Genomic DNA, 20,792 nt, shown 5'->3' with positions numbered 1-20,792 from the left:
CACAAAATAATAAGTAACATGAATGTTATAAAAGGCATATATAGAGGACGGAAATGGAATTTAGTGAAATGCTCTGCGACTTATTTGAGCAGGTCAGATGCAAGTCAGATTTTCTGCAATTTTTAACAGAGTTAAAACAAAACAACATCTCGTATTACATTTATTTCGTCGCCACCGGCAATGTCAAAATTGTAACAACAACTGATTCCTATGTGGCCATGAAGAGTCACCGTAGCTTAATTAAGGTAAGCGCAGGTGGCAGTAGCTGTTTGACAAAAATTGCCGCCAGGCGTCATTTCACTGGCCTCACTCATTTCGATCAATACTGTCGCGAGTTAGCCAGAGCGGGCGTATTTAAATGGGTCGTCGACGTTGAAGAAGTGAGTCGTTATTACTGGTCTAAAGATAATCAGCTATTACATACTGAAAATATCATTAGCCCTACGTAATTAAGCACCAATAAAAAAGGGAGATTCACCATTAAGGCTATCTCCCTCTTTTATCGCGTAGCGCGATCAGACTTTCAACATTTTTACCGTATCTTCTATATCAATCTCATCTTCCGAGAAGATCAACGTAGTGCCCTGGAAGGTGGTGATAGCCAGCTTTTTCAACGTACGCATTTCACCCGGCTTCGCGTCGGATTTTGGCTTGATGCTGTTCATCAGCAGCCCTACCGACAACACCGCATTTTCTTTATCAATGCGGGTCTCAGCAGGAACTTCTTCGCTGTAGACCAGGAAAGACTTGATTGACGTCAGCTTGATCTTCTCGCCCGCGATATAGATGTACTTGCTATCCGGGATCACCTTCACCGCATAGGCTGACAGCCCTTTGTTATTGGTCGTGGGTTCAAAAGTTACCGCCGCATCTTTTTTAATCAGCTCAGGGTTGGCAACCTTAATCACATGAAAATAGCGATTGTCGCCATTTTCATCTTTGATAAATCCAAAACCTTTATCTTTAAACCACGTTGTGATTGTTCCATTCATCGCCGTTACCGCCTGGTTAATCGTTTATCAACTCAATTTTTGCAGCGCGCAGTGTAATGCACAATGCCCGCGCAGACTATGTCTTTGGCTTAAGTGTGGATGATAAATTTCCACCGTGCGACCTCGTCGGATTCGCCTGTTGGCGAAAAATTGGGTATCATCCGCACCCACTCTCCAGCCGTGCAGCCAGATGTCTACCATTCTCGATACCTTTATTGCCCCACCTTGCCATGAGCAAATAGAGATACTCCATCAGGACGCGCATCTGCTGATTATCAATAAGCCCAGCGGGTTGCTCAGCCTCTCGGGGAAAAATCCGCAGAACCTCGATTCCGTACACTATCGTCTGGTTCAGCAATTTCCCGACTGCACGCTGGTCCATCGCCTGGATTTCGGCACATCCGGGCTGATGGTCATCGCCCGCAATAAGGCCATCAATGCCGCCCTTTGCCAGCAGTTCAGCCAGCGTTCAGTGACAAAAACCTACAGCGCCCTACTGTGCGGGCACCTGAGCGAGGATGAAGGGGTGATTGATGCGCCAATTGCTAAAGACCCCGCGCGTTTTCCGCGGATGTCCATTTCCGCCCTTAACGGCAAACCGGCACGTTCTCGCTATCAGGTTGTGAGCCGTTTTTATCACCACCGCCTGGCACTGACTCGCGTTCAACTTGTTCCTGAAACCGGGCGCACTCATCAGCTACGCATTCACTGCGAGCAGTTGGGCTACCCGATTCTGGGTTGCGACCTGTATGGTGGCCGCGAACAGCCTGGAACCGAAGAAACGCCACGTCTTATGCTACATGCCAGCGCACTCTGTTTTGTTCATCCTGTTAGCCAGGAGAAGATCAACGCCCACAGCGCCAGCCCGTTCTAATCTGAAGTGGGTTACCACATCAAATCGTCAGGGATTTTGAAATCAGCGTACGGATCGTCTTCGTCCTGTACTTCCTGACTGAGCGCACTGTGCAGAACGATGCTGGTGGCATCACGCTGCGCAATTTTCTCCGCCACAACCGCCGGAATAATGGCGTATTCACTTTCACACGCGGCGTTAGTCGCCAGCCGCGCAATGGCCAGACGACCGTTGATCAGCTGTGTCTGCGTCGGCTTATCCACCGCCATCTTTTTGATCACGTTATTGTCGGTAAAGTTAAAGTTGATATCGCCTCGGGCAACGGTGATGCGGTTCATCTCGATCAGCTGTTTGACCTGCGCTTTGTACTCTTTCGACAGCGTCGCCTGTTTCTGCTGCTCACTCAGTTGCTTATCGCGCTCAAGCTGCGCTTTTTTGTTTTCCTCTACCGCTTCTCGCGCTTCGCGGGCCTGAACGCGCGACTTTTTCGCCGTGCGCTGGACCTTAGCCATTTTTTTACTGGTGACCAGCCCCGCTTTTAGCATCTGCTCTTGTAAGGTCAGTTTTGTCATCTTCGCTCTAAACTCATTGATAAATTTTGCAAGATTATACCCGTAATGTTCGCGTCGATTCCAGATTGCAGAACGCCTTCCCCTTTCGATGCATTTTGTACAAAAAATAAACATTGATCGCGTCCGTGACGATCGGCTACAGTCACAGCGTTTTACAGTTGATGCTAAAAACATCATCCGTAGATGCCGTTGACGATCCTGAGCATTATCCAATGAGGTATACCGTGAAAGTGATTCCGCTGATTGCCCTGCCAGTTGTCTGGGCGATGAGTTTTAACGTTTTTTCCGCTGATGCCCCGGCCAGCGCCGATGACAGTACCGCAGAAGCATTAAAGGATCTCGACCGTACTCTGCCTGAATTAACCCCGGTGACATTCACCGCCGCCGATGAAAAACACAAGGTTCTGGTGTTCATCGACAACCAATGCTCTTTCTGTTCTCAGGTCGTCAAGAACATCAAGAGTTACAACGATGCCGGGCTAACCATGTCGTTTCTGACCGTTGCTCCCCCTTCTATTCGCGATTCCGTGATTGAAGATATGGGTCGCGTCTGGTGCTCAGACGATCGTCAAAAGAGCCTGCAAGGGGCCATGGCCGGGTTTCTGCCCAATAATGACACCAGCGCCAGCTGTTCGGATGAAGTCGTCAAACAGTCTGCGCTGGCTGAACGACTGGGCATCCAGCTAACGCCTACGATGATCGTGCTGGATAACCCACCGAAGGTGATTCTGGGTAGCGCGAAGCCTGACGCCATTCTGGAAAAGATCAGCGGTAAAGCATTGTAGCCTGCCCTGGCATACTCCTCGTGATTGAAACCCCGCCTGCCGGGGTTTTTTATTGCGAAATAAAATTGACACTGCTAACGCAGACGGTTTATATACTGTTTTTATATACAGTTAACTGGAGTAAAAGCATGTTTGTGGAACTCGTCTACGACAAACGGAATTTTGAAGGTTTGCCCGGCGCGAAAGAGATAATCCTGGCAGAGTTGAGCAAAAGAGTGCACAGCGTATTTCCTGACGCGGAAGTCCGCGTCAAACCCATGATGACGCTGCCCGCCATCAACACTGATGCCAGCAAACATGAGAAAGAGCAGATAAGCAGAGTCGTCACAGAAATGTTTGATGAGGCGGAATTCTGGCTGGTCAGCGAGTAAGACGGCAGTACACGCAAAAAAGGGAACCCATCGGTTCCCTCAACTCGCCTGGTTCTTGACCGAGTGCGTTATTTCAGGTTGCTACGGAAAAAGTCGGCCAGTTTGTCGAAGGGGATCACGTCCGTGCGGTCATACAAATCGACGTGTCCCGCATCCGGAACGACATACAGCTCTTTAGGCTGACCGGCACGTTTGAAGGCGTCCTCGCTGAACTCTTTTGAATGGGCCCGTTCGCCGGTAATAAAGAGCATCGGACGCGGTGAAATGGTTTCAATATCGTTGAACGGGTAGAAGTTCATAAACTTACCGATACTGCTCAGCATTGGTTTTGTCGTCAGTTCTTCTTTCTCGCCCTGCGGAGTGTAGCCGCCGCGTTTGGTACGATAGAAATCAAAGAACTCGCGCTGAATTTCCGGCGTGGAAGCCTCCAGTTTATTCACGGTGCCCGGAATATACGCGGTATCTCCCCCTTTGAACTCAGCAAAACGCTGCTCAATGGCAGACTGGATAAACGCCTTGCGTTGTTCCAGCGTCTGGGAATGGTTAAGGCCGTTACGGAACGCGGCTCCCATGTCATACATGCTGACGGTGGCGATGGCTTTCATCCGCGGGTCTATTTTCGCGGCGCTGATAACAAAGCTTCCGCTGCCGCAGATACCCAGCACGCCGATGTTTTCTGGATCGACAAACGGCTGTGTACTGAGATAATCAACCGCCGCACTGAAGTCATCCGTGTAGATTTCCGGTGAAATCAGGTGCCCCGGTTTACCTTCGCTTTCTCCCCAGAACGAAAGATCAATCGCCAGCGTGACAAACCCCTGCTCCGCCAGCTTCTGCGCATACAGGTTTGCGCTTTGTTCCTTGACCGCGCCCATTGGATGTCCAACGACAATCGCTGGGTTTTTAGCGTTCTGATTCATCGTATTCGGGATAAACAGATTGCCGACCACGTTCATCTGATACTGGTTTTTAAAGGTCACTTTTTGCTGCGTCACCTTATCGCTTTTATAAAAGTTGTCAGCACCTCTGGACATATCTGCCGCAGAGGTGGCAAATGCACTGATGAACAGCCCCAGCGCTAACGTAAATTTATTCATGATGGTTTCCTTATCAGGATTAGTATTATGAATGGTCACGTGCAGATGCATCTGCACGTGAGGTCAGAAAAATCAGTACGGTTGCAATGATCAACATCGCGGCGCTGGCCAGGAAGGTGCTCTGGTAGCCATGATGGTCGAACAGCAGGCCCCCCACGGTAGATCCCAGCGCAATAGACAGTTGCACCATCGCCACCATCAGCCCGCCGCCCGCTTCAGCATTCTGAGGAAACGTGCGTGGAACCCATGCCCACCATCCCACGGGCGCGGCGGTTGAAATCAACCCCCACAGTCCGAGCAACGCCGTCACGATGGCCGCCTGGCTGCCAAACGCGATCAGGGCTAGCGCGACAATCGCCATCAGCACGGGAATCGCCATCAGGGTTGGGTAGAATCCACGCTTCAATACCCGGCCAATTAGCGTGGTGCCGATGAAACCGGCCATACCGATGACCAGCAGGATGAGGGTCACCGCTGAGGCATCGACCTTCGTGACCGCCTCAAGGAAAGGCCGGATGTAGGTAAAGAGCGTGAACTGCCCCATAAAGAAAATCCCAACACCCAGCATGCCCAGCGTCACCACCCGGCGGCGAAACAGCGTGAAAATATTGCTGGCCCCAGTTGGCTGGCGGGTAACCGGCATGGACGGTAGGCTGAGCAGTTGCCAGATAAACGCGAGGATGGCGACAGGTAACAGGCAGAAGAAGGCTCCCCGCCAGCCGATGACCGCTCCCAGCCAACTGCCCAAGGGGGCAGCCACGACGGTTGCCAGCGCATTACCGCTATTGAAAATAGCCAGCGCCAACGGAACACGGTGCACCGGTACCAGCCGCATTGCTGTCGCCGCCGACATCGACCAGAACCCGCCGACGACGATGCCAATCAGGGCGCGACCTGCCATATAGATCAGGTAGTTGGGCGCCATCGCGATGACAGCACCGGAAAGCGCCATCATGCTCGTCAGGCCGAGCAGCAGAATTTTTCGGTCAAGCGTGCCTGCCAGTCTGGAAATAAACAGGCTAGTCATCACCGCAAACGCGCCGGAAATGGCGATCCCCTGTCCGGCCATGCCTTCGGTAACATTCAGGGAGTGCGCCATCGGCGTCAGGAGGCTGACCGGCATAAATTCAGAGGCGATCAGGGCGAAGACGCACAGCGTCATGGCAAAAACGCCGCACCAGTGCGCCCGCTGTTTTTCACTTGCTTCGTTTTTGTTTCTGGTTTCAATTTTCTGATTACGCATTAAGCCTTTCTTTTCTGTAGATAATACGATGCCCTCCCTTTGCGCCATCGGCCTGCAAGAGACACCGATGTGACGATGTGAGGGATAGTCTGGTAATTAAAGGGAACGCGGTTTTGGGAGCGCGTGACCGCTTAGTCTACGGCCCTGATCTGCACCCTAAACGGTCCCTGGCGCTGCAGGGCGGGCAGTCCTGAATCGATTTTCCCTACCGGGATCAGAGAACGGGCGTAAGGTCTACCCTGGACAAAAATCGCCAGGTTGCCCCAGGGCGCGTAGAAAGCCATATCACCCGCTTCCGGCGTCATTCCTTCCGGAGCCTGTGCCGTGGAAAGCCTGCGCGGTAGATCGCTAATGCGTTCAATATCGGCGTAATCCTGCAGCGTCAGACTGAGGGGAAGTAATGATGCAAAATCCCGACCTGTCGGCGAGTCATAGAGGGTGGCAGTCGCGATCTCACCGTTCACGACAATCTCAACTTTCATCAGCGTCTCCTGTACAGCTACCCGTTCGTTGTCATCCGCGATCACGGACTGCGTGACGCACAGCAGCCCGATAAAGAGCAGCAGCAATAGCGACGTTTTGCCGTGAGCATTTTGCGTGTTGTTTAGCGTTGACTTATTCATCGCATTATTGTTACCAATAGGCAGCGGCAAAACTAGCTAATGAATTCTTAATAGCCTTATAAGCAAAATTTATAAATAGATCGGAAACGAACATGGCCAGACGCAACCTCAACGATTTACTCTCTTTCGTCACCGTAGCGCGGGAAGGCAGTTTTACACGTGCCGCCGCGCTGCTTGGCGTGACCCAGCCAGCGCTGAGCCAGGCGATTTCCGGGCTGGAAGAACGGATGCAAATCCGCCTGCTGACGCGGACAACCCGCAGCGTGTCCCCGACGGCCGCCGGGGAGCGCCTGCTGCAGTCAGTGGGCCATCGCATTGACGAGATTGAGGCTGAGCTGGACATGCTGACCGAACTGCGGGACAAGCCTGCGGGTACCGTCCGAATTACATGCGGGCCGAACGTGTTGAAAACGACCCTTCTGCCCAAACTGACGCCACTGCTGCGCGAGTATCCGGATATTCACATCGAGTTCGACGCAAACCACGGATTCCGGGATATCGTGGCAGATCGTTTTGATGCGGGCGTACGGCTTGGTGATACGATCGATAAGGACATGATAGCGATGCCAATCGGCCCGAAACTGCGTATGGCCGCGGCAGCCTCGCCCGATTATTTCGAACGATATCCGGTTCCCCAAACGCCCCATGATCTGACGCAGCATCAGTGTATTAATCTGCGTATGGTTCGATCCGGGGGGATTTATGTTTGGGAATTCGATCGGGAAGGAGGAGAACTGAACGTCCGGGTTAATGGACAGTTGACGTTTAATACGTCGGAACATGTTGTCGACGCTGCGCTGGCTGGGTTAGGCATCGCCTTTTTGCCCGAAGAAGAGTTCGGCTCACACATTCGCGAAGGTCGTCTCGTACACGTACTTGAGTCCTGGTGTCATCCTTTTCCAGGCTACTATCTTTATTACCCTAGCCGTAAACAGCCTTCACCGGCTTTTTCACTCGTTGTTGATGCGCTACGTATAAACAAGAAAATGTAGGGTTAAAAGCAGGTTCGGAAATGATGATATACAAGGATAAATATTTGTCTCCGTGTGTTAAAAAACCTCCTGATATCTCAGAGAAAATAGCGAACAGGAACCGCTCAAAATGATGAAATATTTATCGCTGCTGGCCGTGGTGATGCTTGTAGGATGTACAAGTGCACCAAACTTGCCGCCCACGGATACCATTGTGGCTGTAAAACCCACTGACTCCGGCATTATCGCCAGCTCAGCTAAATATGGTTACCGTTTTAACCGTAACGGTGTACCTCAGGAGTATCAGCGTTATAAGACCTTTTATGAACGCTTTCACCAACAGGCTGCCGGGGTGCGGGTTAGCTTTGAGGTAGAACAACATGAGGTGACGGCGGAATACCTGGTTGTGATGGATAAGCGCAAGCTGGATGCCGGGCAGTTGACCCAATTGCGCAATGAGTATCATGCGGTGCAAATTGATAACGATCACCTCGGTGTTTCGTTTAAAGCAGCAGGATTTTGGTCTTCATCGTACCCGCCCGATCTGGCCGCCGCCTACCAGTTAGAACACCCGATTGTGGTTTCCATCAATGATAAGACCAAGACGATTAGCGAGCTTGGCCAAGTCGCCATGATCCCTTTAGTACCTTTATTTCCGCTATACATGATGTACGGATGTGCCACTGGGCCCTGTATCTGAGGAAAATAACGTCTTCTGAAACGACCAGGCCTTCAGGTTGTGCAGGCGATTATGGCACCCTATCCTGCCCCTCCCGGTTTAACCGCAAGCCGGGAGCGCCAGGTCGACTCATCGTCTGAATAGACTCATTACCCAGCCAGCAGTTATTGAGCGGCGTATCTCAGAATTTTATCGGCACAGATTGATTACTCGGACTTCTCAGGGACAAACCGAGTCAGAATCAACGTCAGTACACAGATCATCGCGCCAGCAAAAAATGTAGAAGCTGAACCCCAGATGTCCCACAACAATCCTGCCCCCAGACTGGCTATCAGTAATCCCAGGCCACTCAACAAACTGAATAATCCGAACGCCGTTCCACGAAGGTCGGCTGGTGCGGTGTGAGCAATCATCGTGTTCAGCAACCCCTGTGTCATCCCCATATGTACACCCCACAATGCTACGCCAACAATAATCCCCACCCAGGAATGACTCAGAGCAAGTACTAAATCTGCCACGATCAGCACCACCAGCCCCATCTGGAGCAATCGCCGGTGACTGGTGATGTCTGATAAGCGTCCGAACGGATAGGCTGTAAATGAAAATACAATATTCATGGCGACCATAACGAGAGGGATCAAAGCCAGTGGAATATTGACCTCATGTGCTCTGAGAACCAGGAACGCCTCACTAAACCTGGCGAGAGTAAACACCCCGCCGAGCCCTATCACCCACCAACAATCTACGCCCAGTCTTTTCAGGTTCTCTGTTTTTATCGGGTTCGTCCTGGCGGTCACGACAGGCGTGCGTGGTTCATGCAATCCGCAGAATAACAGGGCCACGGCCAGAAAGGCTGGCACGACCGCCACCCAGTAAACGGCGCGAAAATCATTACTCCATAACAGCATCAGGCCCACTGCCAGCAGCGGTCCGAGGAACCCTCCCATCGTGTCCAGTGTCTGGCGCAGACCATAAGCCGCCCCTCTGATCTCGGGCGGAGTAACGTCAGCAACGAGCGCATCTCGGGGTGCCCCTCTTATTCCTTTTCCTACACGGTCAATCATCCTCGCGCTGAATATCATTCCAGATGTGGAGGCCAGTGCGAACAGCGGCTTGCTAAGCGCGCCAAGGCCATATCCAAGGACAGCCAGCCCTTTACGCTTGCCAATGTAATCGCTGATAACGCCCGAAAAAACTTTGACACATAATGCCGTCGCTTCAGCCACTCCTTCTATGAGTCCAATGATGACTACCGGGGCCCCTAAAGCCGTTGCCATGAAAAGTGGAAGGAGGCTGTGGATCATTTCAGATGAAATATCCATCAAAAGGCTGACGAAACCAATAATCCAGACGCCACCGGGAATGCGACGCAATGTCGAAAATCGAAGACTCATTTCACATCCTTTGAATAGGAAAAACGCTATTAAACATCACATCAGGACAAATGTTAATGAGAATCATTTTTCATGAATTAGCGATGATAGGCAGGCTGGGGGAGCTCGCTCGACTGACGCTTCTGGTCCAGAGATGAGTTATCTGAAGCGGTTTTTTTTAGCCGATGATACGGTCTTTGTTCCACAGTGGCTTGTTCATACTCAAATCTCCTGCAATGTGGGAAATTTGAGTATGGTTGCGCCTAATGAGCGAGAAATGGACCTAAAGATGTTGCTTCAAACAGGTAATGATGATTGATATTCAGCCAGGTTCCAGAAGGACTGGCGAACCAGATGGTAGATTACTTTAGCTCCAGCTTGCTTATCACACGGGCAATATCCGCGATATCATCTGCTGACAACGGCTGTAGAGGTCGAGGCAAGCAGTCCGTATTGGTAAGTCCAAGCACACCTGCGGCAGCGGCAATAACACGAAGACTTCCACCATGTTTACGGAACAGCGCCCACAAAGGTTCAAGGCGGGCTGTCAGGGCAGTAACGCGTTGATGATCCTTTACCGCCGCGGCTTCAGTGATTTGTTTCGCCATCTCAGGAAACAGACCACCGCACACGGAATACCAGACTTCACAACCGGCGTTTAATCCCAGCCCCGCATAAGCGTCACCACTGATACCGATTGTTACGCCAGGGCGCAGATGTCGACGTAAGGCCTCTACCCGTTCAGTCGCAGCAGCTGAACTATCCGGGACGCCAGGGATCTTGACCGAGCGAACACCCTCAAGTGATGAGAGACGACCGTGTAGTTCATCCGTAAAGGTAAAATGCGTAGTGCCCGGATTATCGTAGATACATACCGGTACAGACACGTGCCGGGTAACGGTCTCAAAGAGTGAGAAGACTTCTTCGTCACGGAGTGATTGATAACTGACCGCCGGGAGTAACAGGGCATTCGCGCCAGCTGCCTGCGCATCATCTGCCAGATGCAGAATGGCATCGGTACTGACCGACCCCACGCACACCATAACAGGGATATCCCCGGCATGCCGTTTTGCCAGCGTTGCTACGCGCTTGCGCTGCTCCCGGGTCAGATAGGCGTAGCTTCCGGTTGACCCCAGGATGCCCATAGAATCAACCAGGGCCTCTGTAAGACGGGAAAGAATATGGCTGAAACCTTTTTCATCCACGCCGCTGGTGGTGACTGGGGTCAATGGAAACGCCGACAAGCCGGTAAACATAACTGTTTCTCCTGAATGATATTACTGGTGTTGTTCTTCGATGAGAGCAACGTCAAACCACAGGCCGGGCATCATTTTTTCAAGGCCATCGGTCAGCATCTTCCCGGCTTCGTGAAGTCTCTCCAGCGGCATCTGTGGGAGACTCTCCAGAATGAACCACATTTCCTGAGCTTCCACACCTAAGCGGGTTCTGATCCCCTGTCGCCAGTTCCAGCGACGACAGGTCACGCCGATATCATCACACCAGACCACCTCGCCTTGCGAAGGGTATTCAACGGCAGTTTCACCCTCTTTGACGGTATCAAAAGGCTCGGTTCCTTTTGCCACAGCCAGACGTGGCGCCCCCTGATAGGCAGAAATATTCTCTCCACCAACCGGAATGGCGTAGCGGAGGCTAACGGCATTATAAAGATCAACGATGGGATCGAGCACTGGCATCGTTCCGTCACGTAATACGCGCTTACGTAACGCATCCGCTGAGCAAGGGGTGCGTTTAGGTTTAGCGCCAAATTTTTGAAAAACGTCGGCCCATGCGGCCAGATGAGTTTCCGCCCATTCAGGTTCACCGGCCAGAACGGCTTCACAGGCTTCCCGCAGCGCGGTTTCTCCAGCGTCGGGATTAAGCACTGGCGCAGCTTTTACATAGATACTGAGAGCCCGAAAACCTGGAGCAATACGATAAATTTCAGGGACAATTGACGGAGATACTGTTAACACGTGATAATCCTGTAATGACTAATTTATCCCATGATAATGACCGATGACCAAAAAAGTCAATTTAATGACCGATGCAAATTCTATCGTCAACACTGTGAATGAAGCCGTATCTCAGCGAATTAAACTGTATCGTAAGCAAAAGAAAATATCCCTCGATGAACTCTCCCGTCGGGCAGGCGTCAGCAAGGGAGCGCTGGTTGAGATTGAGGGATGCCGGGCGAATCCCAGCATTGCCCTGTTATGCCGTCTGGCTGCCGCAATGGGGGTCTCGGTGGCAGATTTTGTGGATGTCAGTTCCAAGCCGACCGTCCATCTCATTGCTGAAGATGAGATTCCAGAATTGTGGGCTGGTGAAAAAGGTGGGAGAGCAAGGTTGCTTGCTGGGTCGGGTGGCCCTGATATGACCGAGCTCTGGATGTGGGAAATGCAGCCAGGGGAAAAGTTTGCGTCACCCGGCCACACGAAAGGGACGCTTGAACTTTTTTATGTTCAGAAGGGCACGCTCACACTGGGCGTACAGGACCATCTGTATCGGGTAAAAACCGGCTGTTCGGCAACGGCCAGAACAGACGTTCCTCATTTCTATGAAAACCGGGAGGAGGACCCATTGGTATTTCTCATGACGGTACATGAGAAAGCATCCTGAATTGTTGCCCGGTATGCCATTAGGGCTTGTCTCATCAAAGCAAGTTGCAAGGAGTGGTTTAGTGGATAATCAGCATCTGAGTTTTACTAAAGGCCAGTTTACCGTCACAACCGATCCCGCCTTTTTTCAACTGGAAGCCATTCACGATTACCTCTCGCGATCGTCCTGGGCTCCTGGCATTGATGCTGAAACGGTCAGGATATCAATCCAGAACAGCCTTTGTTTTGCGCTTCTGGATGGAACAAGACAAATCGGATTCGCCCGCCTTGTCACAGACTATGCCACTTTTGGTTATTTGTGCGACGTCTACGTATTAAACGATTATCAGAAAAGTGGTCTCGGCCGCTGGCTGATCGAATGCTGTCACGCCCATCCGTTAATGTCACGCCTGCGACGGATAATGTTGGTCACTGACAGCGCGCCCTGGCTATACCAGAAACTGGGTTATAACCCATTGAACCGACCAGATTTTGTCTGGCAGATCAATCGACCAGACATTTATCGTAATGCCGGGCAAAAATAAAAATATTTTTCAGAGAGTAATGATAAATGTTAATCCGTAGGGCCAGTTCCTCTGATGCAGAAGAGCTTGCTATTTTAGCCGAGCGAACCTTCAGAAAGACTTTCCAGGATGGTAATACTCAGGAGGATATGGATCTTCACTGTCAGGCAAGCTATTCAACAGATATCCAGTTGCAAGAAATCCTCAGACAAGACTGGATTACATTAGTCTACGAATACGAGAGAAAACTGATAGGGTACGCACAACTGAGGTGGGAAGAGTTTCCTCCCTGTGTAAACAGCATTCATGCCGGAGAAATCCTGTGTCTGTATGTCGATGAACCGTATCATGGCAAAGGATTTGCAAAAGCACTTATGCGGAAGTGCTTAGCTGAATTTGAGGCAAAGGGATTGGACGTTGTCTGGTTAGGTGTCTGGGAACATAACCCAAGGGCAATCTCTTTTTACCGTAAGCTTGGGTTTACCGAGGTGGGTGAACATATCTTCCAGGTTGGGACAGATCCCCAGAGAGATATCATTATGAAACGCTCAACTTGTCTTAGCTGAACATACATTGCGACGTCCACTTTCAGCACAGAGCAGACCTTTAGCTCGTTCGCTCCGTGTCAAAAACGAATATTAACGCTATTCAATGCATCACTTCTGAGGCTGAACATAACAATGTTCATCTACACTTGTTCCTGTTTTTCGTCCAGAACAGAGAACATCCCATCATTTAACGGGATATGTTTGGTCTGTGGCATTTAAATCAATAACATACACGGACCTTTAATGATGCAAGTGATACTTGTTCGACACGCGGAAACAGAGTGGAATGTGAGAGATATTATTCAGGGACAGAGTCTGGCTAAGCACTTCAGTTCCGCTTCGTGCCAGAAGCGAAAGTTGCTAACTTCGTGTTAAGTTGATGCGCGAAAAGCAGGTCAAAAACTAAGAAGAGGTTCAAAATGTCATCACACTCTACACAATTAGTAAAAGTCATTGCCGATATCGCTATCGCACTCGAATTTACCGACGAGACTCTAATTAATCCTGATGTAGCCATTGAGATGCAGGAGAGTATTGCGGGCACTCTTCAATCCCTTGATGACGTTGACCGAGAAGATATAGCGGGTACCTTTGTGAGTATATCGACTCTTTATAATGGAGAAATTGCAGATTACGTCAGGTCTCTACCTGTTAATTATGGCATTACGTAAGGAGATAATTACTCACTTCAAGGCTTACACCATACTCAGGGCGGACATTTAGCCCAGTTAACTTATCCCCTTCGAGCCAAGAAGTGGACAAGTATTGAGCAATAACTAGCCGTTAATTATCTAATGATTTCTATCCTGCATTCATCAGGACGGCGTCACCCGTTACCGTTTTGAGTCGATATTGAACATCGAGTGACAGGACCGTTTTCATATCCCTGAATGGTGAAGTTAGGGAAATCTGTCACTGTCACCATACTGTCAGATTGATAGCTTTCAGGGGGGCTACGAAGCTGGGATTCATTTAGTTTTGCCATCTCTGCGGAATAAGGACTTGTTACGCTGATGCTATCTGGATCGATTTTATGTGTTTGACCGATTTCGTCTGTAATGACGTTCAGATGGTAGCGTTGAGTGATAACAGGAGTCGTTGTGCCAGAGGGTATGAACGTTGTAATGACCTGATAGGTTCTTTTGTTACCATGATTCGAAATCACGGTCATACTATTTTTAAAATCCAGAGTGACAGGCTTCTGGCCCACCAGAATATTAAGTGGGGCATGACAAACAACCTTACTACCTACCTTTTGTTCAGCATTTAAACGCAATATCTCTTCATGTGAGGCCGCGAAGCTGATTGTTGGGGACAGAAGTAGGAAGGCTGACGCGAAGGTTCTAAACATAGTTATATTTTCCATTCTTATCATGTCATTCCAATATACGGACCTCGACTCATCGTTGAAACAATCTTCTTCATACACTTACGGAGAATTGTGTATTTACATTTTACATTTTACATCGAGCCAATTCTCTTGCCAGAAAGGATGCACAAGAGGAGCACAATGAATCGACGAATTTAATGTCCGCTTCACGCTCACAGCAGACCTTCTGCTCAGAAGAATAGGCTCTCATAAATACATCAGGAACGTGCGCTACCCTGTGTTGGGTTTCTATCTCAGTTAACGTCTTTCACCCCGAGCTTTATTTCAAGGCTTGTCATACCCGGCCCGGTCAGAAATCATTTCCTGAACGTTTACGCCAAAGTGGAACAGGCCGAAGAACCATCATCCAGAAAAAAAGTTTAGAGGGTAATGAGATGACTTGTTTTGATAAACGGTGGATAGCCGTTCGAATCCTGATAATAAAAACGGGAACCAATCGGCTCCCGTTTCTCACAAACCCAGCAAGTGGATTACATGTTCGCGATAATCGCGTCACCAAACTCTGAACATTTCAGCAGTTTAGCGCCTTCCATCAGACGTTCGAAGTCATAGGTCACGGTCTTGTTGTTGATAGCGCCTTCCATACCTTTAACAATCAGGTCAGCCGCTTCGAACCATTCCATATGACGCAGCATTACATATACATACAGATCATAACATGCTGTTTTAAATGAAATTTATGATTTGAGGCATTGTGATTTCATGTCATTCTACACCTATGGTAATGTATTGAAATCGCTATCTTTATTTTCAGTTTTGGGGAATGTAAAATAGAATAAATACCTAACACAGAGAATCCAAATGGACGTCATAACCTTCATAAGTAAGGCCATAGACAGCTTAGCTTGGCCTCTTTTGCTTTTTTACGTAGTCCATAGGTATAGAACTGTGCTAGTCGTGTTATTAAAATCGCTTACTTCTGTAAAAATTGGTGATCACTTCAATGCTACTTTTTCAGCTCAAGCAGACAAAGTAGCAAAAGAGAGTGAAGAAGAATTACCTCAAGAAAAGAGCAATGAACAGCTGTCTTTAGAAGAGCGTCTTTTAAAACTACCACCGCGGCTCGCTATCCTTGATGCATGGAAAATGGTTGAGGATGCCATAATAAGCTCCATTAATTATAACAACCTAATACCAAACATGACCTTTAAGGAAGAAGTAATACTTAGGCATCCACTTAAAGCATCTAACTTATTAAAAACTCACGGCTATCTAAATGGAAAGCAAGCAGCCTTAATGAATGAATTGAGATTGATGAGGAACAAGGTTGTTCATGGAGAGTTAGGTATAGAACCCTCTTCTATCGATGCGGAAAACTATGTTCGCTCAGCGATATCATTCGTAAATCTTCTTAGTGAAGAGGGGTCGTCATCACCTTCATCTTAACCCTCTGTCATTGGGGACGGTGGTTCAAATCCTATCGTACCGACCAAAAATTCATACAAACCAGCCTTAAGAGGCTGGTTTTTTTATGCCTATCTTATGGATGGAGTGAAGTTGGGGAATACTGGGGAAGAATGGCATCAAATTAGCACCCATTTTCACCTAACCTGCAATAAATCGCTATACCTCGTGGTGTACCGTGGAGACAACATTTCCCTCTTCATCTGCCACTGCTGCTGAACTCCCTGCCCTGCAAAGTACAGAGTTCCTCTCCCATCTTTTGCATTGAGGTGATCCAGCACCTCCATCAATCGTTCGCTGCCAGCCCGCGGGGCGTTCTCATCGAACAGATTCAGCTGCGCTACGCCCTGGCTGAAGAAGTCGCCCAACATCACCCCTGCTTTCTGGAAGCGGTGACCGTCGCGCCAGATTTTATCTAAACAGCGAGTGGCCGCATTGATGATGTCCCTGCTGTCCTGTGTTGGCGTCAGTAATTTAACCGAGGCGCTATTGCCGTAATACTGCTCGTTAAGCGCAAATGGCGAAGTTTTCACAAAAGCAGAAATGAACCGGCAATATTGATGCTCACCACGCAATTTCTCTGCTGCGCGCGCCGCGTAGCTACAAATTGCCTGCCGCATCTGTTCGTACTCTGTGACGCGTTCACCAAACGAGCGGGAACAGACGATCTCCTGCTTTGCTGGTGCAAATTCTTCAAGTTCCAGACAAGGTTCGCCGCGGAGTTCTCGTACCGTTCGTTCCAGAACAACGTTGAAGTGCTTACGGATGATCCAGGTGTTTTGCTCTGAAAGCTCCAGGGCGTTTTTGATACCCATTGCATTGAGCTTTTTGCTGATGCGCCTGCCGACGCCCCAGACATCTTCAACGGGCACCAACGCAAGCAAGCGGCGCTGCCGCTCGATGTTCGACAAGTCAACGACTCCGCCAGTCTGTCGCTGCCACTTTTTGGCGGCGTGGTTCGCCAGCTTGGCCAACGTTTTTGTCTGAGCTATTCCGACCCCCACGGTCAGGTGCGTGCGTTGCAATACGGTCGCGCGGATCTCTTTGCCAAATTCCGTCAGATCACGACAGTTACGCACGCCGGTAATATCGCAGAATGCCTCGTCGATACTGTAAATTTCGACGCGGGGACTCATCTCCTCAAGCGTCGTCATCACCCGATGAGACATGTCAGCATAGAGCTCGTAGTTGCTGCTGAAGCAGACCACGCCAGCGCGCCGGAACAGGTCCTTTTGCTTGAAGTACGGTTCCCCCATGGTGATGCCGGCAGCCTTTGCCTCTGCTGACCTGGCGATCACACAGCCGTCGTTATTTGAAAGAACGACTACCGGCCGCCCTTTCAAATCTGGTCTGAATACCGTCTCGCAGGATGCGTAGAACGAATTCACATCACAGAGCGCGAACATATCAATTGGCCGCTTTCACGATGAAAGTCACCACCCCGAACACGTCCAGCGTCTCTTCGCTACCAATGATGATAGGAGAGTAAGCACTGTTCATCGGGTTTAGCTGTATCGTTGGCCGCATCTGCAGACGCTTAACTGTAAACTCACCATCGACAGCAGCAATCACAATATCGCCGTGTTCGGCTTTTCTTGAGCTGTCCACCACGAGCAAATCACCATCACTGATCCCTGCCTCTATCATTGAATCGCCTGACGCTTTAACGAAATAGGTAGCACTGGGATGCTGTATAAGTAATTCATTTAAATCAATGCGTTGCTCAACATAATCAGCAGCCGGGGAAGGAAAACCACAAGGCACCAGATCACTGAACAATGGCAGCGCGACTATCTCTCTAAGTTCGGTTGGTGAATAAAACTGCATAATAAACTCACTCACATTGATACTGTTTATGCATACAGTATATACTGTACTTATATCCAGTAAAGAGGAGCTAAAGCATGTTTGTGGAACTCGTTTATGACAAAAGAAATTTTGATGGTTTGCCCGGTGCGAAAGACATCATTCTGGGAGAGTTGAGCAAAAGGGTGCAGCGCATCTTCCCTGATGCTGATGTGAGGGTAAAACCTATGATGACGCTGCCGGCGATCAATACAGATGCCAGTAAGCATGAGAAAGAACAGATCAGTAAAGTGGTTCAGGAGATGTTCGAAGAGGCAGAGTTTTGGCTTGTTGCTGAATAGGTGGTTTGCCCTCAACTTGCGCCAGTGACATGGCATGAACACCTGGCCCCTGCTGCGGTCGTGCTTGCTTACCAAAGCCGCAGCTTCCTTCCAACTTCCTACTGGAAACTTCTAGAATTGCGGTGGGAAAATCTGTGAAGGCGATCGCTGCCACTTGTACCTCTTACTTTATTTTAATCTACTTCATCTAAAACATCGCTCAAACAAGTAAATTTATACAACCAACCAATACCTAAGGCTTTCCATCCGTATCTTACGAAGGCTATAATGCTCTATTAGTTATTTCATGGAAGTTAATAAATGAATAAAGAGATACAAAATCTAAGAGCTATTGCCATAGTTTATGTTATTTTTGTTCATGTGGTCGCAGTTATCCCAAGCACCTGGGTACCGGCTTACAGCAAAATAAACATGTTTTTCCATACAAATATGGGGGTAGAGCTTTTCTTCGTCATCGCTGGTTATTTTCTATCAAATTCATTAATGAGAATGAAAAAAACAGATAATAAGATGGCGGACTTCATTAATTTCATATTAAAGAAATTCAATAGGCTGTATAAACAAGCTTATTTCTGGGCAACCATAACAGTTATAATGGCCATTGTCTTTTCAAGTACAGGGCTGTGGTTTAATAAAATTTACATGCTACAGAAATATATTGCCACCATCTCATGGATGAGCAACTTTGAACACGCCAGACAAAACACAGTATTTGGCTATTATTGGGCTCTGTCATTAGAATTTCAAACTTTTATTATTTATTCATTAATTTATATTTTTACCAGTAGAAAAGTTGCAACCTCAGTTGCATTCATCATCTGTATAATCATGTTATTTTATCGTCCAGGAGGAAATGATAATTGGTGGTTCCGCTTTGACCCAATATTATATGGAGCAATCCTTCATTATGTCATTAATGACATGCTAAAAGATACATCGTTGCTTAAAAAAGCGCCAAAGCACTTTAAAGCATACACCTGGATTATTCTGACTATTTGTCTTGCTGGTCCTTGGGGATATATGACTAATTTCCCTAACCAGATATCACAAACAGGGGCAATTATATCTGTCATTATGGTTTTTCTTGCAGTGTGTCAAACTGGATGGTTCAAATTCAACATACCTATCCTAGAGTCAGTTATCAACTACATAGGTGAAAGAAGCTATTCATTGTTTTGCTGCCATGTTCCATCATGGTTTATCATTAAAACTGCATTAGCAAATACCGACATTTCACCATCAATACTCTTTTCAATAGAAATTATAGCCATGTTTGCCTTTTCAGAATTAACATACAGACTATTTGAAAGGACGTCATTAGTACCTTCCACAAAGTAATCAGTTTGCTGACAGGTACTCACTAAAGATGTGCCCGTCAGCATTCTAATTTGCCCAACAAATTTCTGACTATTACATTTTGAACGTCGGCAATGTCTGATTCCCGTCAGCGGAATTTAAATACGCGCGTAACATCTTACGATAATCAGTCCATTTCGATAACTCAAACCTCACCGCATCCTCTGACATGGCAGCATAATCAGCATCTTCTATCTGCTCATTCAGTGCGGCGATTTGTTCTGATGCGTGACCATACTCTGCTTGCGCCGTAGAAAGGTTTTCTGTGGCGATTTCTTCTGGCGTTTTCACGATAACCGGTGCCGTGAACGTTTCACCGTCATATGACCAGCCAGGGCCAACTGATGAACCATCAATGTTAATCACTAGGTAATCTGCAGAATAAAGAACGGAAGCCAGATTTTCTGACTCACATATAACTGTATTCTCAACAATACTATTTTTAACCAATGCAAATGTCATCATGAGTACTCCTCAATAACCACATACCCAGATGCGCCTCTTCCAGATGCGTAGGTATTATTGCCACCAGCACCACCGCCACCAGGAAAAGAACCATCATCTCCTTTTATAGTTGTATGAGGGGCCGCAGTAGAAGATGAAAACGATGCGCCACCTAAGCCCGCAATACCCTGTGTCAAAGTCCCCTGTGAGGGATTGGCTGTAAAATTCATAATATTCCCACCAGAGCCAACACCGCCGGCTGATGTGGGTGTGGATCCTGTTCCACCGGTTGCAACAATAATCGAACCAAATGATGAACTACCCCCGGTCCCTCCCGTGCCGTTAACACCAGCTGCAACATTAGAGCCACCGGCTCCAACTGTAACAGTTAATGTTGCTATTTCTGATGTATCTAAGTAGCCCTCCGAGTAACCACCGCCACACCCACCGCCCCCTGCTTGCCCTGCGGTGGAGGTATTAGCACCACCACCGCCAGCCCCCCAGACTCGAACACGAACATGACTAGTACCAGGTGTTTTTGTATATGTTCCAGATGTGGTAAAAGTTTTTACATTCAGCAAACGCCCTGCTCCAAACATCACCTTCAGTGCTGTCAGCACCTGGTTGCGTTTCGATTTATCCAGGGCTGCACCAGAGGCTTCAACGAGTGCGGCAAGTTCTTCTTGGATAGAATCAAAATAATCATCATCCAGATCGGTGGCTGGTGTTCCAGTTTGTGGGTTGCCGCGGGTAAAACCGTTCTTCCCCGCGCCAAATTTATCTTTCTGCGCAGTGCTTGTATCAATACGATGCATAGTGTCTC

At 48.6% G+C, this 20,792-nt stretch carries 26 protein-coding genes and 2 pseudogenes; 14 read left to right on the top strand and 14 right to left on the bottom strand.

What is annotated here, in order from left to right:
• The first annotated feature begins 53 nt into the window (after positions 1–53).
• Complete coding sequence (locus K7B04_RS15340) at positions 54–449, top strand: DUF1398 family protein (protein ID WP_163448783.1); 396 nt, start codon at positions 54–56, stop codon at positions 447–449.
• Between the two features lie 66 nt (positions 450–515).
• Here K7B04_RS15340 and K7B04_RS15335 read toward each other — a convergent pair whose 3' ends face one another.
• The gene (locus K7B04_RS15335) at positions 516–992 is read right to left on the bottom strand and encodes a cold shock domain-containing protein (protein ID WP_163448784.1); all 477 of its coding nucleotides are present in this window, start codon (positions 990–992) and stop codon (positions 516–518) included.
• A gap of 190 nt (positions 993–1,182) precedes the next feature.
• Here K7B04_RS15335 and K7B04_RS15330 point away from each other — a divergent pair, with 190 nt between their 5' ends.
• Positions 1,183–1,866, top strand: coding sequence for an RluA family pseudouridine synthase (locus K7B04_RS15330; RefSeq protein ID WP_223804174.1), 684 nt, complete (start codon positions 1,183–1,185; stop codon positions 1,864–1,866).
• 11 nt (positions 1,867–1,877) lie between these two features.
• Here K7B04_RS15330 and K7B04_RS15325 read toward each other — a convergent pair whose 3' ends face one another.
• On the bottom strand, positions 1,878–2,417 hold the full coding sequence (locus K7B04_RS15325) for a DUF2058 domain-containing protein (protein ID WP_223802432.1): 540 nt from the start codon (positions 2,415–2,417) through the stop codon (positions 1,878–1,880).
• A gap of 224 nt (positions 2,418–2,641) precedes the next feature.
• Between K7B04_RS15325 and K7B04_RS15320 the strand changes: the two genes are divergently transcribed.
• A complete protein-coding gene (locus tag K7B04_RS15320) occupies positions 2,642–3,202 on the top strand; it encodes a thioredoxin fold domain-containing protein (RefSeq protein WP_223802431.1) in 561 nt (186 codons plus the stop codon).
• Positions 3,203–3,330: 128 nt separating this feature from the next.
• Positions 3,331–3,573, top strand: a complete 243-nt coding sequence (locus tag K7B04_RS15315; RefSeq protein WP_163448788.1) for a DinI-like family protein — start codon at positions 3,331–3,333, stop codon at positions 3,571–3,573.
• Positions 3,574–3,641: 68 nt separating this feature from the next.
• Here the strand turns inward: K7B04_RS15315 and K7B04_RS15310 are convergent, their stop codons facing one another.
• From K7B04_RS15310 to K7B04_RS15300, 3 genes are all read right to left on the bottom strand, one after another.
• Entirely contained in the window at positions 3,642–4,670 is a 1,029-nt protein-coding gene (locus K7B04_RS15310) for an alpha/beta hydrolase (protein WP_223802430.1), read from the bottom strand.
• A gap of 25 nt (positions 4,671–4,695) precedes the next feature.
• Entirely contained in the window at positions 4,696–5,913 is a 1,218-nt protein-coding gene (locus K7B04_RS15305) for an MFS transporter (protein WP_223802429.1), read from the bottom strand.
• A 131-nt stretch (positions 5,914–6,044) separates the two neighbouring features.
• Positions 6,045–6,536 (bottom strand): cyclophilin-like fold protein, encoded by a 492-nt coding sequence (locus K7B04_RS15300; protein ID WP_223802428.1) that lies wholly within the window; start codon positions 6,534–6,536, stop codon positions 6,045–6,047.
• Positions 6,537–6,628: 92 nt separating this feature from the next.
• Between K7B04_RS15300 and K7B04_RS15295 the strand changes: the two genes are divergently transcribed.
• Together K7B04_RS15295 and K7B04_RS15290 are read left to right on the top strand one after the other, a co-directional pair.
• Entirely contained in the window at positions 6,629–7,528 is a 900-nt protein-coding gene (locus K7B04_RS15295) for a LysR family transcriptional regulator (protein WP_223802427.1), read from the top strand.
• Positions 7,529–7,637: 109 nt separating this feature from the next.
• Positions 7,638–8,207 (top strand): hypothetical protein, encoded by a 570-nt coding sequence (locus tag K7B04_RS15290; RefSeq protein WP_163448791.1) that lies wholly within the window; start codon positions 7,638–7,640, stop codon positions 8,205–8,207.
• A 185-nt stretch (positions 8,208–8,392) separates the two neighbouring features.
• Here the strand turns inward: K7B04_RS15290 and K7B04_RS15285 are convergent, their stop codons facing one another.
• The 3 genes from K7B04_RS15285 to K7B04_RS15275 form a co-directional block, all read right to left on the bottom strand.
• The gene (locus K7B04_RS15285) at positions 8,393–9,580 is read right to left on the bottom strand and encodes an MFS transporter (RefSeq protein ID WP_223802426.1); all 1,188 of its coding nucleotides are present in this window, start codon (positions 9,578–9,580) and stop codon (positions 8,393–8,395) included.
• Between the two features lie 341 nt (positions 9,581–9,921).
• Positions 9,922–10,815 carry a dihydrodipicolinate synthase family protein gene (locus K7B04_RS15280; RefSeq protein WP_223802425.1) on the bottom strand — a complete coding sequence of 298 codons (894 nt, stop codon included), beginning with the start codon at positions 10,813–10,815 and terminating at the stop codon, positions 9,922–9,924.
• 21 nt (positions 10,816–10,836) lie between these two features.
• On the bottom strand, positions 10,837–11,532 hold the full coding sequence (locus K7B04_RS15275) for a B3/4 domain-containing protein (RefSeq protein WP_223802424.1): 696 nt from the start codon (positions 11,530–11,532) through the stop codon (positions 10,837–10,839).
• A gap of 43 nt (positions 11,533–11,575) precedes the next feature.
• Between K7B04_RS15275 and K7B04_RS15270 the strand changes: the two genes are divergently transcribed.
• From K7B04_RS15270 to K7B04_RS15250, 5 genes and pseudogenes are all read left to right on the top strand, one after another.
• Complete coding sequence (locus tag K7B04_RS15270) at positions 11,576–12,178, top strand: helix-turn-helix domain-containing protein (protein WP_223802423.1); 603 nt, start codon at positions 11,576–11,578, stop codon at positions 12,176–12,178.
• Positions 12,179–12,239: 61 nt separating this feature from the next.
• Positions 12,240–12,701 carry a GNAT family N-acetyltransferase gene (locus K7B04_RS15265; protein ID WP_223804173.1) on the top strand — a complete coding sequence of 154 codons (462 nt, stop codon included), beginning with the start codon at positions 12,240–12,242 and terminating at the stop codon, positions 12,699–12,701.
• Between the two features lie 26 nt (positions 12,702–12,727).
• The gene (locus K7B04_RS15260) at positions 12,728–13,246 is read left to right on the top strand and encodes a GNAT family N-acetyltransferase (protein WP_223802422.1); all 519 of its coding nucleotides are present in this window, start codon (positions 12,728–12,730) and stop codon (positions 13,244–13,246) included.
• Between the two features lie 225 nt (positions 13,247–13,471).
• Positions 13,472–13,543, top strand: a pseudogene (locus K7B04_RS15255) (histidine phosphatase family protein); the annotation flags it as partial.
• 104 nt (positions 13,544–13,647) lie between these two features.
• Entirely contained in the window at positions 13,648–13,899 is a 252-nt protein-coding gene (locus K7B04_RS15250) for a hypothetical protein (RefSeq protein ID WP_223802421.1), read from the top strand.
• A gap of 155 nt (positions 13,900–14,054) precedes the next feature.
• On the opposite strand, the gene K7B04_RS15245 is transcribed toward K7B04_RS15250, so the two are convergent.
• Complete coding sequence (locus K7B04_RS15245) at positions 14,055–14,594, bottom strand: hypothetical protein (RefSeq protein ID WP_223802420.1); 540 nt, start codon at positions 14,592–14,594, stop codon at positions 14,055–14,057.
• A gap of 494 nt (positions 14,595–15,088) precedes the next feature.
• Positions 15,089–15,256, bottom strand: a pseudogene (locus tag K7B04_RS15240) (isocitrate/isopropylmalate family dehydrogenase); the annotation flags it as partial.
• A gap of 250 nt (positions 15,257–15,506) precedes the next feature.
• On the opposite strand from K7B04_RS15240, the gene K7B04_RS15235 reads away from it, so the two are divergent.
• Positions 15,507–16,004: a hypothetical protein gene (locus K7B04_RS15235; RefSeq protein ID WP_223802419.1), complete on the top strand. Its 498-nt coding sequence runs from the start codon at positions 15,507–15,509 to the stop codon at positions 16,002–16,004.
• A 155-nt stretch (positions 16,005–16,159) separates the two neighbouring features.
• Here the strand turns inward: K7B04_RS15235 and K7B04_RS15230 are convergent, their stop codons facing one another.
• Together K7B04_RS15230 and K7B04_RS15225 are read right to left on the bottom strand one after the other, a co-directional pair.
• Positions 16,160–17,428: a Y-family DNA polymerase gene (locus K7B04_RS15230; RefSeq protein ID WP_223802418.1), complete on the bottom strand. Its 1,269-nt coding sequence runs from the start codon at positions 17,426–17,428 to the stop codon at positions 16,160–16,162.
• A gap of 1 nt (position 17,429) precedes the next feature.
• A complete protein-coding gene (locus K7B04_RS15225; protein WP_223802417.1) occupies positions 17,430–17,849 on the bottom strand; it encodes a translesion error-prone DNA polymerase V autoproteolytic subunit in 420 nt (139 codons plus the stop codon).
• A gap of 77 nt (positions 17,850–17,926) precedes the next feature.
• On the opposite strand from K7B04_RS15225, the gene K7B04_RS15220 reads away from it, so the two are divergent.
• Positions 17,927–18,169, top strand: a complete 243-nt coding sequence (locus K7B04_RS15220) for a DinI-like family protein (protein ID WP_223802416.1) — start codon at positions 17,927–17,929, stop codon at positions 18,167–18,169.
• Positions 18,170–18,469: 300 nt separating this feature from the next.
• Positions 18,470–19,507: an acyltransferase gene (locus K7B04_RS15215; RefSeq protein ID WP_223802415.1), complete on the top strand. Its 1,038-nt coding sequence runs from the start codon at positions 18,470–18,472 to the stop codon at positions 19,505–19,507.
• A gap of 72 nt (positions 19,508–19,579) precedes the next feature.
• Here K7B04_RS15215 and K7B04_RS15210 read toward each other — a convergent pair whose 3' ends face one another.
• Both K7B04_RS15210 and K7B04_RS15205 read right to left on the bottom strand, forming a co-directional pair.
• The gene (locus K7B04_RS15210; protein ID WP_223802414.1) at positions 19,580–19,990 is read right to left on the bottom strand and encodes a hypothetical protein; all 411 of its coding nucleotides are present in this window, start codon (positions 19,988–19,990) and stop codon (positions 19,580–19,582) included.
• Entirely contained in the window at positions 19,987–20,784 is a 798-nt protein-coding gene (locus tag K7B04_RS15205) for a phage tail protein (RefSeq protein ID WP_223802413.1), read from the bottom strand. Before K7B04_RS15205 ends, K7B04_RS15210 begins: the two co-directional genes overlap by 4 nt.
• Positions 20,785–20,792: the final 8 nt, after the last annotated feature.

The sequence above is a fragment of the Kluyvera sp. CRP genome, from assembly GCF_019930565.1.
Lineage (GTDB): Bacteria > Pseudomonadota > Gammaproteobacteria > Enterobacterales > Enterobacteriaceae > Kluyvera > Kluyvera georgiana_A.
The sequence above is the reverse complement of the archived record's forward strand: the minus strand, read 5'-3'. Positions and strand labels throughout refer to the sequence as shown.

What these genes read in the sequence shown, in the direction of transcription:
- K7B04_RS15340 (WP_163448783.1), top strand. Translation starts at nt 54, where the DNA reads ATGGAATTTAGTGAAATGCTCTGCGACTTATTTGAGCAGGTCAGATGC.
- K7B04_RS15335 (WP_163448784.1), bottom strand. Translation starts at nt 992, where the DNA reads ATGAATGGAACAATCACAACGTGGTTTAAAGATAAAGGTTTTGGATTT.
- K7B04_RS15330 (WP_223804174.1), top strand. Translation starts at nt 1,183, where the DNA reads ATGTCTACCATTCTCGATACCTTTATTGCCCCACCTTGCCATGAGCAA.
- K7B04_RS15325 (WP_223802432.1), bottom strand. Translation starts at nt 2,417, where the DNA reads ATGACAAAACTGACCTTACAAGAGCAGATGCTAAAAGCGGGGCTGGTC.
- K7B04_RS15315 (WP_163448788.1), top strand. Translation starts at nt 3,331, where the DNA reads ATGTTTGTGGAACTCGTCTACGACAAACGGAATTTTGAAGGTTTGCCC.
- K7B04_RS15310 (WP_223802430.1), bottom strand. Translation starts at nt 4,670, where the DNA reads ATGAATAAATTTACGTTAGCGCTGGGGCTGTTCATCAGTGCATTTGCC.
- K7B04_RS15305 (WP_223802429.1), bottom strand. Translation starts at nt 5,913, where the DNA reads ATGCGTAATCAGAAAATTGAAACCAGAAACAAAAACGAAGCAAGTGAA.
- K7B04_RS15300 (WP_223802428.1), bottom strand. Translation starts at nt 6,536, where the DNA reads ATGAATAAGTCAACGCTAAACAACACGCAAAATGCTCACGGCAAAACG.
- K7B04_RS15295 (WP_223802427.1), top strand. Translation starts at nt 6,629, where the DNA reads ATGGCCAGACGCAACCTCAACGATTTACTCTCTTTCGTCACCGTAGCG.
- K7B04_RS15290 (WP_163448791.1), top strand. Translation starts at nt 7,638, where the DNA reads ATGATGAAATATTTATCGCTGCTGGCCGTGGTGATGCTTGTAGGATGT.
- K7B04_RS15285 (WP_223802426.1), bottom strand. Translation starts at nt 9,580, where the DNA reads ATGAGTCTTCGATTTTCGACATTGCGTCGCATTCCCGGTGGCGTCTGG.
- K7B04_RS15280 (WP_223802425.1), bottom strand. Translation starts at nt 10,815, where the DNA reads ATGTTTACCGGCTTGTCGGCGTTTCCATTGACCCCAGTCACCACCAGC.
- K7B04_RS15270 (WP_223802423.1), top strand. Translation starts at nt 11,576, where the DNA reads ATGACCAAAAAAGTCAATTTAATGACCGATGCAAATTCTATCGTCAAC.
- K7B04_RS15260 (WP_223802422.1), top strand. Translation starts at nt 12,728, where the DNA reads ATGTTAATCCGTAGGGCCAGTTCCTCTGATGCAGAAGAGCTTGCTATT.
- K7B04_RS15250 (WP_223802421.1), top strand. Translation starts at nt 13,648, where the DNA reads ATGTCATCACACTCTACACAATTAGTAAAAGTCATTGCCGATATCGCT.
- K7B04_RS15245 (WP_223802420.1), bottom strand. Translation starts at nt 14,594, where the DNA reads ATGGAAAATATAACTATGTTTAGAACCTTCGCGTCAGCCTTCCTACTT.
- K7B04_RS15230 (WP_223802418.1), bottom strand. Translation starts at nt 17,428, where the DNA reads ATGTTCGCGCTCTGTGATGTGAATTCGTTCTACGCATCCTGCGAGACG.
- K7B04_RS15225 (WP_223802417.1), bottom strand. Translation starts at nt 17,849, where the DNA reads ATGCAGTTTTATTCACCAACCGAACTTAGAGAGATAGTCGCGCTGCCA.
- K7B04_RS15220 (WP_223802416.1), top strand. Translation starts at nt 17,927, where the DNA reads ATGTTTGTGGAACTCGTTTATGACAAAAGAAATTTTGATGGTTTGCCC.
- K7B04_RS15215 (WP_223802415.1), top strand. Translation starts at nt 18,470, where the DNA reads ATGAATAAAGAGATACAAAATCTAAGAGCTATTGCCATAGTTTATGTT.
- K7B04_RS15210 (WP_223802414.1), bottom strand. Translation starts at nt 19,990, where the DNA reads ATGATGACATTTGCATTGGTTAAAAATAGTATTGTTGAGAATACAGTT.
- K7B04_RS15205 (WP_223802413.1), bottom strand. Translation starts at nt 20,784, where the DNA reads ATGCATCGTATTGATACAAGCACTGCGCAGAAAGATAAATTTGGCGCG.